The sequence below is a fragment of the Streptomyces sp. NPDC012769 genome (genome assembly GCF_042901205.1).
Taxonomy (GTDB): Bacteria; Actinomycetota; Actinomycetes; order Streptomycetales; family Streptomycetaceae; genus Streptomyces.
Genome location: NZ_JBIBCP010000005.1, coordinates 512,062 through 525,865, shown reverse-complemented (window position 1 = coordinate 525,865; position 13,804 = coordinate 512,062). Strand labels below are relative to the sequence as shown.

Below are 13,804 nucleotides of genomic sequence, written 5' to 3'. Positions count from 1 at the left end.
CGAAGGAAACGGCCTAGGCCGACGGCTCCCACCGGAACGGCTGATCCGTCGGCCCCCGCCGTGAAGACCGGGGCCGACGGCTCGTACGGGGCCGACGCCTCGGACGGGGCCGACGGCTCGTACGGGTCCGACCGCTCGCACGGGTGCGGGCCGTGACGCAGGAATGGCGAAGGCGCCCCTCCGGATCCACCGGAGGGGCGCCTTCCTCGTTCCTGGGGCGTTCCTGGGGCCGCGCCCGCGAGGTGCCGTGCGGCGGGCGCTCAGCCCGCGAGCAGCTTCTTCACGGTGGCGGCGACCCGGCCGCCGTCCGCCTGGCCGGCCACCTTCGGGTTGACGATCTTCATGACGGCGCCCATGGCCCGCGGCCCCTCCGCACCGGCGGCCCTGGCCTCCTCGACGGCGGCGGAGACGATGCCCTCCAGCTCCTCGTCGGTCAGCTGCTTGGGCAGGTACGCGTCGAGGATCACGCCCTCCGCGCGCTCACGGTCGGCCTGCTCGGTGCGACCGCCCTGGGCGAAGGCGTCCGCGGCCTCGCGGCGCTTCTTCGCCTCCTTGGCGATCACCTTCTGCACCTCGTCGTCGGAGAGCTCGCGCTTGGTCTTGCCCGCGACCTCCTCCTTCGTGATGGCGGCGATGGTCAGCCGCAGGGTCGAGGAGCGCAGCTCGTCGCGCTCCTTGATCGCGGCGTTGAGGTCGTCCTTGAGCTTGGCCTTGAGCGTGGTCATGGGAGCAAGTGTGTCAGGTGGCACGCCCGTACCGCCCGCGCATTTCCGTGTCCGGGGTCTGCGACGATAGAGCGATGCGCGCACGGTACGGGATCCCCCTGAAGATCACGGCAGGCCTCACCGCGACGGCGGCGGCCGGACTCGTCTACGCGGCGGGCTTCGAAGCCCGCTCGTTCCGACTGCGCCGGGTGATCGTCCCGGTGCTCCCCCGGGGCATGCGTGACCTGCGGGTCCTCCAGGTCTCCGACATCCACATGGTCAGCGGCCAGCGCAAGAAGCGCGCATGGCTCCAGTCCCTCGCCGGGCTGCGCCCCGACTTCGTCGTCAACACCGGCGACAACCTCTCCGACACGGACGCCGTGCCCGAGGTGCTCGACGCGCTCGGGCCGCTGATGGAGTTCCCGGGCGTGTACGTCTTCGGCTCCAACGACTACTACGGGCCGCGGCTGCGCAACCCCGCCCGCTATCTGAAGGAGAAGGTGCAGGGCCGGCACGGCCTCAACGGCAACCCGCCGGCGGTGGGCGTCGTCCACAACCCGTGGGAGGGCATGCGGGACGCCTTCGACGCGGCCGGCTGGGTGAACCTGACCAACGCCCGCGGCCGGCTGAAGCTGCCCGACCTGGACCTCGCCTTCACCGGCGTCGACGACCCGCACATCAAGCGGGACCGCTACGAGCGGGTCGCCGGCGGCCCCGACCCGGACGCCGACTTCACGGTGGGCGTGGTCCACGCGCCGTACCTGCGCGCCCTGGACGCGTTCACGGCGGACGGCTACGAGCTGATCCTGGCCGGCCACACCCACGGCGGGCAGCTGTGCATCCCCTTCTACGGGGCCCTGGTCACCAACTGCGACCTGGACACCGACCGCGTGAAGGGCCTGTCCACCCACACGGTCGCCGACCGCACCTCGTACCTGCACGTCTCGGCCGGCTGCGGCACCAACCGCTACACCCCGGTCCGTTTCGCGTGCCCGCCCGAGGCGACACTCCTCACGCTGACCGCCCGCGACTGATCACGCCGGCCGCGACCGGACCGTACGGTGAGCGCATGGCTCATCCCTTCGTGACCGCCGTCGTCCGCGGTCTGATCGCCCTGGCCGCGGCGACCGGCATCGTGATCGAGTGCGTCGAGGGCGACCCGCTCGTCGTCTTCAGCTTCTTCACCATCTGGTCGAACACCGCCGTCGCCGTCGTCCTGGGCCTCGGCGCCGTTCGCGCCCGGCGGCGGCAGCCGCCGCTGCCGGCGCTGTGGACGGGTGGGGTGCTGCTCTGCATCGCGGTGGTCGGACTCGTCTTCCATCTGGTCCTGGACAACAGGGCGAGCGAGTTCAACCAGGCCGCCGAGATCGCCCGCCTCAGCGGCGCCAGGGCCGTCGCCAACCAGCTCCTGCACACCGTCACCCCGATCGGCGTGCTCCTCGACTGGCTCCTCCTCACCCGCCCCGGCGCCCTCCGCCCGCGCCACGCCGCCCAATGGCTCGCCGCGCCCGGCACCTACCTCGTCTTCGCCCTGACCCGGGGCGCCCTCGCCTCCCCCGACACGCCCGCCCGCTACACGTACCCCTTCCTCGACGTCCCCGCCCACGGCTACCTCGACGTCCTCACCAACGCCCTCGTCCTGGGCCTGGCCTTCTACGCCCTGGGCCTCGCCCTCGTCACCGTCGACCGCTTCCGACCTGCGGTGGGACGCGACGAAAACCGGATTTCGTCTCTGGGCGCGGGTGGGCTAAAGTAATCGATGTCGCCGCGACGTGAAGACAGAGCAGCGACATCGGGGTGTAGCGCAGCTTGGCAGCGCGCTTCGTTCGGGACGAAGAGGTCGTGGGTTCAAATCCCGCCACCCCGACAGCCAGTAAGACCAGATCAGGGGCCTGATCCGCGAGAGCGGGTCGGGCCCCTGAGTGGTTTTCCGGGCGTCTGGGAGCCGCTGGGGAGCGGCGGCACGAAGTCGGCCCTGGCCTTCGCGGGCAGACACGGGATCCGGACCTGGCCCGAGACGACCTGGCGAAGTGGGCTGACGGGTCGCTCACTCTGGCCGAGATCCTTGGCGAGGTACCCGCCAACTTCTGACGGAGTCGTACGGGGGAACCGCCGTCGCGGGCGGCGCCCTCCCGGGGTGACGTGGACGGAGCGGGCCGAGACGGAGCCGGTCTCCGTCCGGCCTGCCGGCCGTCTCTCTTCCGATGCGCCGCATTTGGAAACATGAATACTGTGTTCGCGGCCTGAGATTTTAACGACCATCGCGGAGAGAGTTTTTACCAGCGCCGCACAGGGGGAAATATTTAACGCACACAGACTACAGCGACGTGCTACTGTCGAACCCAGTTGCAGTTTTGGTACCCAAAAACTTCGAGCGCTCCTGACGGCCCCGTGCCACACGGAAGCGCCATGTATTTCCGGTCTTTTCCGGGCAGGGCATCATCGCGGCGACACGGCGTCCGTACGGTACGGATGTCGGCGTACTGCCCAAAGGAGATATGACATGGCTGCCGGCACCGTGAAGTGGTTCAACGCGGAAAAGGGCTTCGGCTTCATCGAGCAGGAGGGTGGCGGCCCTGACGTGTTCGCCCACTTCTCGAACATCGCCGCCCAGGGCTTCCGTGAGCTCCAGGAGGGCCAGAAGGTCTCCTTCGACATCGCGCAGGGCCAGAAGGGCCCGACGGCCGAGAACATCGTTTCCGCCTGACACTGACGCGTCATACGTAGCTGGGGCCCGCATCCCTCGGGGTGCGGGCCCCAGCTGCATGCGTTTCGCAGGGCCCTCACGCACCTGCGTCTCTCGCATGTATTTCACGCCTGCTTGTGCCGACAATTCCTTGTCCTGAGCCAAGCCGCCTGCTTTCGCCATTCATTCCGGCTCGTTCCTGTGATTCACCGCGCTGTTTCCTCCGCTGCGGGAATTCCTCGACGCGTGCCGTATCGAGGAAGGTTCTGAATGAACCGCACACGCACGAACAGTCGTTCCTCCCGCACCCGCCGCAACGGCGGCCACGCGTACGACTCCTCCGCCGGAACAGGCCGGGGAGGTCGTTTCGGTTCATCCGCGTCGAGCCGTTCGGGCGGTCCGAGCCGTTCGGGCGGTTCCGGCCGACGGCCCGCCCCGGTGCAGGGCGAGTTCGCCCTGCCGAAGACGATCACTCCGGCGCTGCCCGCCGTCGAGGCGTTCGCCGATCTCGACATGCCGAAGCCCCTGCTGGCCGCGCTCACCGCGCAGGGCGTGTCCGTCCCGTTCCCGATCCAGGGCGCGACGCTGCCGAACTCCCTGGCGGGCCGTGACGTCCTGGGCCGCGGCCGGACCGGCTCCGGCAAGACCCTCGCCTTCGGCCTGACGCTCCTCGCCCGCACCGCCGGACAGCTCGCCGAGCCCCGTCAGCCGCTCGCGCTCGTCCTGGTGCCCACCCGGGAACTCGCGCAGCAGGTCACGGACGCCCTCACCCCCTACGCCCGCGCCGTGAAGCTGCGCCTGGCCGCCGTCGTCGGCGGCATGCCGATCGGCCGGCAGGCGAACGCGCTGCGGAGCGGCGTCGAGGTCGTCGTGGCCACCCCCGGCCGCCTCAAGGACCTCATCGACCGCGGCGACTGCCGGCTGGACCAGGTCGCGATCACCGCCCTGGACGAGGCCGACCAGATGGCCGACATGGGCTTCATGCCGCAGGTCACCGCGCTCCTGAACCAGGTACGCCCCGAGGGCCAGCGCATGCTGTTCTCCGCGACCCTGGACCGCAACGTCGACCTCCTGGTCCGCCGCTACCTGACCGACCCCGTCGTCCACTCCGTGGACCCCTCACAGGGCGCGGTCACCACGATGGAGCACCACGTCCTGCACGTGCAGGGTGCCGACAAGCAGCGGCTGACGACCGAGATCGCTGCGCGCGACGGCCGGGTGATCATGTTCCTGGACACCAAGCACGCCGTGGACCGCCTCACCGAGGACCTCCTCGACTCCGGCGTCCGGGCCGCCGCCCTGCACGGCGGGAAGTCGCAGCCGCAGCGCACCCGCACCCTCGCCCGCTTCAAGACCGGGCACGTCACCGTCCTGGTCGCGACGAACGTCGCCGCGCGCGGCATCCACGTCGACAACCTCGACCTCGTCGTCAACGTGGACCCGCCGACCGACCACAAGGACTACCTCCACCGCGGCGGCCGCACCGCGCGGGCCGGCGAGTCCGGCAGCGTCGTCACCCTGGTCACCGCCAACCAGCGCCGCGACATGAACCGCCTCATGGCCGCCGCCGGCATCGTGCCCGAGACCACCCAGGTCCGCTCCGGCGAGGAGGCACTGACCCGGATCACCGGCGCACGGACCCCCTCCGGCATCCCGGTGACGATCACCGCGCCGCCCGCCGAGCAGCGCAAGCGCGGCACGACCTCCCGCGGCCGTCGCGGCCCCGCCTCGGCTGCCCGGCGCGCGGGCGGCGGACGGCGCTCCGCCGTCGGCGCGGCAGCCTGAGCGCCACGTGGCCAGGCAGCCGACCCACCTCCTCAGGAGGCGCGTTGTGACGCTGGTCCAGACGGGAGTCCCGCCCGGCGCAGGCCACCCGCGTGCACGGGACGGGGGGCGACCCCGTAGGCACGGCCGGACCCCAGGTCAGCGACGACATGACCGTCGAGGTGGCCCTCGCCGTCATGGCCGGAGCCCGCACGGGACACCTGCTCATCCGCGACGACGACGGCCGGTGCACCGGCCTGGTCACCCTGGCCCGGCTCACCGGCGTCCGCGACAGCCCCGCCTCCACCGACCGGCTCCGGCTACGCGATCTCTCCGGCGACGGCGGGCCGCTCGTCCCGGCCACCGCTCCGACGACCGGGCGGACGGTACGTCCCCGGGTCGTCACCCCGCCCGTCATGGGCGAGCGGGACGACGCCCGGGACGCTCCCGCGCCCGTCCTCGTCCTCGTCATCGCGTGAACCGCCTCACCACGGCGGCTCCCTCCCCTTCCTCTCCCTGTGAGGCATCGTGCGCTGTGTCATCGCCCGTTTCCCGTTCGACCTGACCAAGAGCGGTGTCCTGGAGACCATGCGGGGCGTCAAGCCCGAGGAGGTCGTCGGCGATTCCGTGATCATCGGCCGTCGCACCTACCCCGTCATGCAGGTGGGCCAGGCCGTCACCCGCCAGGACCGGCGCGACTTCAGCGCCGGTGAAGTCGTCCGGGCCATGACCAAGCTCGGCTTCACCTGCCGGAGCCTCCCTCGGAACACCGCGCCCGTCCGCGGCCTCGTCCGTCTCCAGCACGCCTCCGCGCTGCCCGGCGCCCCGACGGCGGCCTGAACCACAGGGGCAGAACGCGCTACTGACACCCGGGCAGCCGAGAGGGCCCGACCGGCACCCGCCGGTCGGGCCCTCTCGGCTGTCGGTGGAGAGCTTCCCCCACCGAATGCCATGCAACGGTGGCTGATAATCGATCATGGTGGCGCACAACAGAACTATCGCTGCCTTTCCATAGAGCTTGGGGGGTCGTATGGAGGCGTCGGTGTTGTCAGCCGCTGACGTGCCGTTGGCGGACAGGTTCGAGTGGTTCTCGGAGACGGTGTCGAGCGATCTGATGCCTGTCACGCTCAGCACCCGGCACACCGCCGACTTCCGTGCGCGGATCACAGACCTCGATCTCGGCGCCGTGCGGTTGTCCTCGTTCGCCTTCTCTCCAGTGCTGTCACGACGCACTTCGGCCCATGTCCGGCGCGGTGATCCCGAGCAGTTCCAGCTGGCGCTGGTCAGCAGAGGTGCCTTCAGGATCGCCCAGCGGGGCCACGAGTCGGTGGTCGGGGGCGGCCTGGTGCTGACGGACACCTCACGTCCGATGGAGAACGAGGGAATTTCCGCAGACGGGCAGGTCGAGGCGATCGTCCTGCAAATACCCCGCTCCACTTTGTCTCTGCGCGCAGACAGGGTGGACCGCCTCCTGGCACAGGACATAGGCGCACGCGGGGGATCGGCAGCGATCCTCGCCGACTTTCTGCATTCGCTTATCGGTCACGGCCCGAACTGTGGTCCCGAGGAGCTCCCACAGATGGGGTCCGTCGCCTTGGACCTGGCCACCGCGTGCCTGGCGCGGCAACTCGGCAATCCCGACGAAGCGCCGGCCGAGGCACGCGCGCAGGAGATGCTGCAACGGATCACCCGCTTCATCGACAACAACCTTGGCGACCCGGACCTGACCCCGCAGGCAGTCGCCGATCGACACGGCATCTCCCTACGCACTCTCTACGGCCTCTTCCGGGGGCAGCCCGCAAGCGTGGCGGCGCACATCCGCCAAGCCAGGCTCAAGCACGCTCACGCAGACCTCGCGCGGCGGGAACTGAGCGGTCTGCCTGTCCAGACGATCGCGGTCCGGTGGGGCTTTGCCAGCGCCACCGCGTTCAGCCGCGCTTTCCGCGGCGCATACGGCACCTCCCCCACCGAACACCGCGCGGCCAGCCTTGCTGCACGCAGTGTTGAGAAAACCCGCACGCCATGCACACCACCGTGCACTCCCTGAGCCTAGATTCAGCGCTGGCTTCGACGTGTAGTGGGCCGGTTGTCACCGGCTGTGTGATGGGGAACTTCTCGTGACGTTAAGTGTCGGCAGGTCAGTTCGCCTGGCTGTCCCGGTAGGTGCGACGGACTAGCTCGTTTCGCTGCGTTCTCTCGGGTAGTCGGCGGCCGCGGATCGGTGGTCTTTGAGGGACCGCCTGAACGTCAGGGGACCTGCCGGGCCTGTCCGGCCGATCACGGTGGGCGGTGCGGCGCGTTTCCCAGGCGCGCGTAGCACGCCTTCTCCGAGCACCGCGGTCCTCCGCCCCACAGACCAGAACAACTCGACCTCGGGAGACATCGCCTTGTCCGAGCACGTCCACGTCGTTCCCCTCCACAGCATCTCGGTCACCGAAGCCGACGCATGGCACCGGGTCGTCGCCGCCTCGATGGCCCACGACGTGCCCGCCGTACCGCCTCCGAGCCCCGAGCGGATCCAGGCCCAGCTCACCAAGCCCAGCCTGAACAGCCACCGGCTGACCTGGCTGGCCACCGGGCCGGACGGCAGCCCGGTCGGAGTCGCGGGCCTGCGGCTGTTCACCTCCTCGGGCCGGGATCACCTGGCCGAGCTGGAACTCCACGTCGACCCCGCGTACCGGCGCCTGGGCACCGGCTCCCTTCTGCTGTCGAAGGTCGTGGCGGCCTGCCGCGCCGAGGACCGGCGCAGCCTGATCGTCGAAGTGGCGGCCGACAGCCCGGGCGAAGCCTTCTGCGAAAGGCGGAACTTCCGTCAGGCACTGGCCCTGAACCATCTGATCCTGCGCCTTGACCAGTCGGACGAGGCCACCGTTCTCCGGGTCGCCGAGGCCGAGCACCCCGGCTATCGGCTGACGGGCTGGACCGGGACGGTGCCCGACGACCTCGCCGCCGCCTTCGCCACCGCCAAGAACGCGATGAACGACATGCCTGTCGGAGACCTGGACTACGGCACCGAGGAGTGGGACGCCGACCGCGTACGGGCCATGGCCCAGGTGATCGCCGACCGCGGCGACACCCTGCTGACCCTCGCCGCCGTTCACGACGACGGCGCCATGGCCGGATACACCGAGATCCTCCTCCCGCAGGGAGCGGTGACCCGGGCGCAGCAGTACGACACCGCGGTCGTGCCCGCGCACCGCGGCCATGGCCTCGGGCTGTGGCTCAAGACGGCCATGGTGCGCCGGCTGCGCGCCGAGCATCCCCGTGTCGTCGAGATCGAGACGGACTGCGCCGAGGCCAACGTCCACATGCTGGCGGTGAACCACGCTCTGGGTTTCCGATCCTACCGGCGCACCCGCGAGTTCCAGCTCGACGTGCCCGTGGGCTGACCCCCGTATGCGCCCTACCCCCATGCACCCTAGGGGTGTCTCGCCGATCTTGCCGAGCTCGCGACTCCCCCACGTCTTCGCCCGGGAGGCGCCCCCACCGCGTGGGCCCTCCTCCGCCTTGCGATCGCACGCACCAGCGCCGCTCCCTGCTGCGGCCTGACAAGACACCCCCCACTCCCCACTCGCCCGCAGCGCCCACCTTCCCAGGAGCTGTCATGCACGTATCCGCCTCCACCCTCTCCCTGACCGTCGTCGACGTCGACGCCTCCCGTGACTTCTTTCGCACCCACCTCGGCTACGAGGTGGCCATGGCTGACGACGGCTTCTGCTCGCTCACCCGCGAGGACGCCGCCGTCGGCCTCGTACTGCTCCGCAAGGGGACCGACGTCCTTCCCGCCGAGCAGCGAGACCGGGAAGCGGGCGGGCTGATCGTCGCGCTCACGGTCACCGACCTCGCCGCGGAGGAGGCCCGTCTCCGCGCGGCGGGCGCCCCCATCACCATGCCCCTGCGGGAAGAGCCCTGGGGCGAGCGGCTGTTCCAGATGACGGACCCCAACGGGGTCGTCGTCCAGCTCGTCGAATGGGCCGCCCCCGACTCCGGCACGGCGGGAAGCGACAGCGGGGACGGGAACGAGAGCACCGCCGTACGGGTGGTCACCCCCTCGGCCGACGACGTCACCGTCTCCCCGAACGCCACCATGACCGGCCTCGCCGCCCCCAGCCGCGGCAGCGCCGAACTCAGCACCTGGACGGTCGTGATGGAAGCCGGCACGACCGGACCCGAGCATTCCATCAGCCGCGAGCAGGTCTGGACGGTCACAGCAGGCACCTTGGAAGTGACCTGCGGCGACCGTACCGAGAGGGCGCAGGCCGGCCAGAGCCTGATCCTGCCGCCGACCCTCGTCCGCCGGATCCACGCTCCGGAACGGGCCGAGGCCCACGTCTCGATGCGCTCCGACGGAGTCGCCTCCGTGCCCGGCACCGAAGGCACCCGCGAGCTTCCGTGGGCTCGGTGACCGCGAACCACGGCAACGCGAGAGCTCGTCCACCGGCGGCCCCCGGCACGAGCCGGAACCGCCCCGCACCACCGCCGGCCGAGGTCGGAATCCACAGAAACGGGAATGACGAAATGCGTGTGCTGATCACGGCCTATGGGTCACGCGGCGACATCATGCCGCCGACCGCCCTCGCGGCACAGCTGCGGAAGCTCGGCGCGGAGGTACGGGTGTGCGCCCCTCCCGACGAGGAGTTCGCCCAGCTGCTGGCCGGTGTCGGCGTGGAGCACGTGCCGCTCGGCCGACAGGTACGGCCGCTGGTGACCGGCGCGCCGCCATCGCCCGGCTTCGCCACCGAGTTCGCGGCCGAGCTGGTCGCCGGGCACTTCGACACCGTCGCCAAGGCTGCCGAGGGCTGCGACGTGCTGGTGGCGACCGGCCTGATGCCGGCGGGCGCCCGGTCGGTGGCCGAGAAGCTGGGCATCCGCTACGTCTACGCCTGCTTCCATCCGTTCGAGATGCCGTCGACGCACTACGCGCCGTCGTCCCGGCCGGGCCCGGCGATCGCGACCGACGGCATCGACATGACCGACACGCGGGCGCTGTGGGATCTGGACGTCCAGAAGGTGAACGCGCTGTACCTCGCGCCGCTCAACGCCCACCGGGCGGAGATCGGGCTGCCGCCGGTGGACAACGTCCGCGACCACGTCTTCGGCGACCGGCCCTGGCTGGCGGCGGACCCGGTCCTGGGGCCGTGGCAGGATCTGACGGACCTCGACCTCGTGCAGACCGGCGCGTGGATCCTGCCGGACGAGCGCCCGCTGCCGGCCGACCTGGAGGCGTTCCTGGACGCCGGCACGCCGCCGGTGTTCGTGGGCTTCGGCAGCATGCCGATGCGCGCCGCCACGGACGTCGCCCGGGTGACCGTCGAGGCGGTCCGCGCGCAGGGCCGGCGCGTACTCGTCTCGAGCGGCTGGGCCGAGCTGGGTCTGGTCGACGACGCGGACGACTGCTTCGCCGTCGGCGACGTCAACCACCAGGCACTCTTCCCACGGGTGGCCGCCGTCGTCCACCACGGTGGCGCGGGCACGACGACGACGGCCGCCCGGGCCGGCGCACCGCAGGTCGTGGTGCCGCAGTTCGTGGACCAGCCGCACTGGGCGGCCCGGGTGGCCGAACTGGGCATCGGCGCGGCTCACGACGGCCCGGTCCCGACCTTCGACTCCCTGTCAGCCGCGCTCAGCACGGCGCTGGCTCCCGAGACCGCGGCCCGGGCGAAGGCCATCGCGGGCACGGTCCGGGGCGACGGGACGGCAATCGCCGCGAAGCTGCTCCTCGACCCGGCGCCCGCCGCGCCGGTGAGCCGCGAACAGATCTCCGACATCGCGCACGTCCACCACCCGATCAAGTCCCCGCTCGACGACGAGTCGGTGGCCACGCTGCTCGAACGTGCCCTCCCGAGCGGCGACGAGCGCGTGCTCGACCTCGGATGCGGCACCGCGGAATGGCTTCTGCGCGCCCTGGCGACCCGCCCGCGCCTGCACGCCGAGGGCGTCGACGTCTCCGAGGTCGCGCTGACCCGGGCCCGTCGGGCAGCGAGCGAGTCCGGGGTCGAGGAGCGCCTGGTCCTCCATCACCAGGAAGCCGCGGACTTCGTCTCCGAGCAGCCGTTCGACCTGGTGATCAGCGTCGGCGCCACGCACGCCTTCGGCGGTCTCCTCCCCACCCTCGCGGCGGCCCGCAAGCACCTGGCCCCTGGCGGACGCGTCCTGATCGGTGAGTCGTTCTGGGACCGCGCCCCTTCACCGGCGGCCGTCGAGGCGTTCGGTGACCTCGACGACCTGGCGACCACGGTGGACCGCGTCGTCGCCGACGGATGGACGCCTGTCCACGGCCATGTCAGCACCCGCGGTGAGCTGGACGCCTACGAGTGGGCCTGCTGGGGCTCGCTGGCCGACTGGGGCCTTGACCATGCTGCCGATCCGGCCGGCGCCCAGGTGCTGGAGACGGCCGGCGCTCAGCGTTCGCAGTGGCTGCACGGGTACCGGGACAGCTTCGGATTCCTCTGCCTGGTCCTGCGTCAGACGCCCGTGACCCCCGGAAAGTGAGGACACAGATGCGACCCACGTTCGTTCTGGTCCACGGAGCCTTCGCGAACTCCTTCTCCTTCGCGCCCCTCCAGGCCGAACTCGGCCTCCTCGGGCACCGCTCGGTCGCCGTCGACCTGCCCGGCCACGGCTTCCAGGCGACCTTCACCCGCGCCTACCAGTCGCCGCAGGACCCCGAGGCGCTCGCCACCGCGCCCGGCTCGATCAAGGGCGTGACGCTCGCCGACAACGCCGCGCACCTGATCGGGATCCTCGAACGGGCCAAGCGGAACGGCCCGGTGATCCTCGTCGCCCACAGTCGCGGCGGCGTCACCGTCACGGCCGTGGCCAACGCGCGTCCGGATCTGATCGACCGCGTCGTCTACGTCTCGGCCTGGTGCCCGGTCGACCTCGACGTCAACGACTACTACGCCGAACCGGAGATGACCACGGTCGATCCCGCCGCCTTCGCCTCGGCGCTGGCCGGAAACCCCGCCGAGCTCGGCCTGCTCCGCGTCAACTTCCGCACCGCGGATCCGGACTCGCTCTCGGCGCTCAAGGCGGCCTTCCTCGCCGACGGCACGGACGAGCAGTTCCTCACCTTCCTCAACACCTTCCAGCCCGATGAGAACCTGGACGTGGGTGGCTCCGCCGACCGGGCGCAGGCCGCCACCTGGGGCCGCATCCCGAAGACCTACATACGCCTGGCCGACGACGCGAGCCTGCCCCTCGCCCTGCAGGACCGGCTGATCCGCGAAGGCAACGAGCTGACGCCGGACAACCCGTACGACGTCCGCACCCTCGAAGGCAGCCACCTGAAGTGGCTGGTCGACCCGGCGCCGGCCGCCCGAGTCCTGGCCGACCTCGCCACGCTTCCGGCTCCGTCCGCCCAGGCGTGATCGGACTGGCATGAGCGCCTCGGCAGTGACGGGAGGACGGACAAGGAGCGAGGACGCCCGACCAGGGCGCACCCACGACCGCCACCGGCGCTGAAACCGGACGCCGCTACCGGGTGACGGCCTTCGCCCAGGCCGTCACCCGGCCCCCGTGCCGGGCTTGGGGATCCGGTGCTTGGGGGCGGTCAGGCAGCGGCAGCGCCGTCCGCTGCGGTCGGGGGCCCGCTCCTGTCGTCGAGGACGATCAACGCGGGGCCGCTCTCCTTCTCGGCCCGATGCGTCACGCGGTCGACCGCATGTGCCGTCCTGTTGTAGACCGCCGCGGCCAGTGCCCACGTGGCCAGATCCTCGTATCCGTCATCGGGCGACGTTCCGCCGGCCTCGTGTTCCCGGGCCACCTTCCGCATGGTGGTCAGCACGGCGAGCAGAGACCTTCCCGACAGGTACGTCTCGATCCGGCCGTCATCCGCGTCGTCGATCCGCTCAGGGAGCCGGAAGTGAGTGTGTCCGCTGATCTGCTCGGCGATGAAGTCCCACGTCTCCCGGTGACAGATCAGCGTCGCGGACGCGATCGACGCAGCCGACAGGAGCCGCTGGAAATGCGCGCGCTGGTCCTCCTGGCCGGTACGAGCGGGCTCCTGGGACGGCTCCGCGACCGGCGTCAGGCGTGGCCCGGTGACCTGCTTCGCTGCCAGGGCCCCGTGACCGTGGGCGATGCGGATTTCTTCGAGCACGTGGGGTTCCTTCTCATCGGATCGTTCGGCCGGCTCGGCGGTCTCGGCCGGCTTGGCCGGCTCGGCGGGCTCGGCGGGCTCGGTCGGCTCGGCGGGCGCCTCGGGCTGGGCCGGGCCCGGTTCAGCGGGCCCCTGCGCAACGGGCTCGGCGGTGGCCGGGGCGCCGGCGGCCAGGGGCCCCACCGCCTGGGGCTGCACCAGCGGTACCGCCTGCGTGCTCTCTTCCAGCCGCCGACTCAGGGCGTCCAGACTGCCGCGTGTCTCCGCCAGGTCGGTGAGCATCCGCTCTTGCCGCCTCCGAAGCTCGCGATTCTCCTCGCGCAGTCCCATCGTCCCCTGCGCCACGGATTCAAGGACCTTCTGGCGCGTTTGGTCCACCGTCACGTACAGCGCGCTCAGACCCGTCGCAGGATCCTCAAGTGCGCCTCGCACGGCCTCGAGTTGGCTGAGCGCCTTGGCCACCTCGACCCTCCACCGCATGCAAACCCTCCCTTCACTGCCAGTGATGACCGCTCATCTCTCCCCGACGCAGAGTCAGCTAATGCGATG

General features: G+C 71.1%; 13 protein-coding genes, 1 tRNA gene and 1 pseudogene. 13 read left to right on the top strand and 2 right to left on the bottom strand.

What is annotated here, in order from left to right:
* Positions 1–260: 260 nt before the first annotated feature.
* The gene (locus tag ACFY7C_RS27665) at positions 261–725 is read right to left on the bottom strand and encodes a GatB/YqeY domain-containing protein (protein WP_389655361.1); all 465 of its coding nucleotides are present in this window, start codon (positions 723–725) and stop codon (positions 261–263) included.
* Positions 726–799: 74 nt separating this feature from the next.
* Between ACFY7C_RS27665 and ACFY7C_RS27660 the strand changes: the two genes are divergently transcribed.
* From ACFY7C_RS27660 to ACFY7C_RS27600, 13 genes and pseudogenes are all read left to right on the top strand, one after another.
* On the top strand, positions 800–1,738 hold the full coding sequence (locus ACFY7C_RS27660) for a metallophosphoesterase (protein ID WP_389655359.1): 939 nt from the start codon (positions 800–802) through the stop codon (positions 1,736–1,738).
* A 35-nt stretch (positions 1,739–1,773) separates the two neighbouring features.
* Entirely contained in the window at positions 1,774–2,460 is a 687-nt protein-coding gene (locus ACFY7C_RS27655; protein ID WP_389655357.1) for a Pr6Pr family membrane protein, read from the top strand.
* 37 nt (positions 2,461–2,497) lie between these two features.
* Positions 2,498–2,571: transfer RNA gene (locus tag ACFY7C_RS27650), tRNA-Pro, on the top strand.
* A gap of 636 nt (positions 2,572–3,207) precedes the next feature.
* Complete coding sequence (locus ACFY7C_RS27645) at positions 3,208–3,411, top strand: cold-shock protein (RefSeq protein ID WP_389655355.1); 204 nt, start codon at positions 3,208–3,210, stop codon at positions 3,409–3,411.
* Between the two features lie 249 nt (positions 3,412–3,660).
* The gene (locus tag ACFY7C_RS27640) at positions 3,661–5,175 is read left to right on the top strand and encodes a DEAD/DEAH box helicase (RefSeq protein ID WP_389655353.1); all 1,515 of its coding nucleotides are present in this window, start codon (positions 3,661–3,663) and stop codon (positions 5,173–5,175) included.
* A gap of 149 nt (positions 5,176–5,324) precedes the next feature.
* The gene (locus tag ACFY7C_RS27635; protein WP_389655351.1) at positions 5,325–5,633 is read left to right on the top strand and encodes a CBS domain-containing protein; all 309 of its coding nucleotides are present in this window, start codon (positions 5,325–5,327) and stop codon (positions 5,631–5,633) included.
* Positions 5,634–5,682: 49 nt separating this feature from the next.
* Positions 5,683–5,994 (top strand): SCO5918 family protein, encoded by a 312-nt coding sequence (locus ACFY7C_RS27630; RefSeq protein WP_389655349.1) that lies wholly within the window; start codon positions 5,683–5,685, stop codon positions 5,992–5,994.
* 190 nt (positions 5,995–6,184) lie between these two features.
* Positions 6,185–7,201, top strand: coding sequence for a helix-turn-helix domain-containing protein (locus ACFY7C_RS27625; protein ID WP_389655347.1), 1,017 nt, complete (start codon positions 6,185–6,187; stop codon positions 7,199–7,201).
* 340 nt (positions 7,202–7,541) lie between these two features.
* Entirely contained in the window at positions 7,542–8,543 is a 1,002-nt protein-coding gene (locus ACFY7C_RS27620) for a GNAT family N-acetyltransferase (protein ID WP_389655345.1), read from the top strand.
* A 215-nt stretch (positions 8,544–8,758) separates the two neighbouring features.
* Complete coding sequence (locus ACFY7C_RS27615; protein ID WP_389655343.1) at positions 8,759–9,559, top strand: VOC family protein; 801 nt, start codon at positions 8,759–8,761, stop codon at positions 9,557–9,559.
* Positions 9,560–9,672: 113 nt separating this feature from the next.
* Positions 9,673–10,884 (top strand): annotated as a pseudogene (locus ACFY7C_RS27610) (glycosyltransferase); the annotation flags it as partial.
* Between the two features lie 12 nt (positions 10,885–10,896).
* Positions 10,897–11,646 carry an SAM-dependent methyltransferase gene (locus tag ACFY7C_RS27605; RefSeq protein WP_389655681.1) on the top strand — a complete coding sequence of 250 codons (750 nt, stop codon included), beginning with the start codon at positions 10,897–10,899 and terminating at the stop codon, positions 11,644–11,646.
* 8 nt (positions 11,647–11,654) lie between these two features.
* Positions 11,655–12,524, top strand: coding sequence for an alpha/beta fold hydrolase (locus ACFY7C_RS27600; protein ID WP_389655341.1), 870 nt, complete (start codon positions 11,655–11,657; stop codon positions 12,522–12,524).
* Between the two features lie 182 nt (positions 12,525–12,706).
* Here ACFY7C_RS27600 and ACFY7C_RS27595 read toward each other — a convergent pair whose 3' ends face one another.
* Positions 12,707–13,717 carry a hypothetical protein gene (locus ACFY7C_RS27595; protein ID WP_389655339.1) on the bottom strand — a complete coding sequence of 337 codons (1,011 nt, stop codon included), beginning with the start codon at positions 13,715–13,717 and terminating at the stop codon, positions 12,707–12,709.
* Positions 13,718–13,804 lie beyond the last annotated feature (87 nt).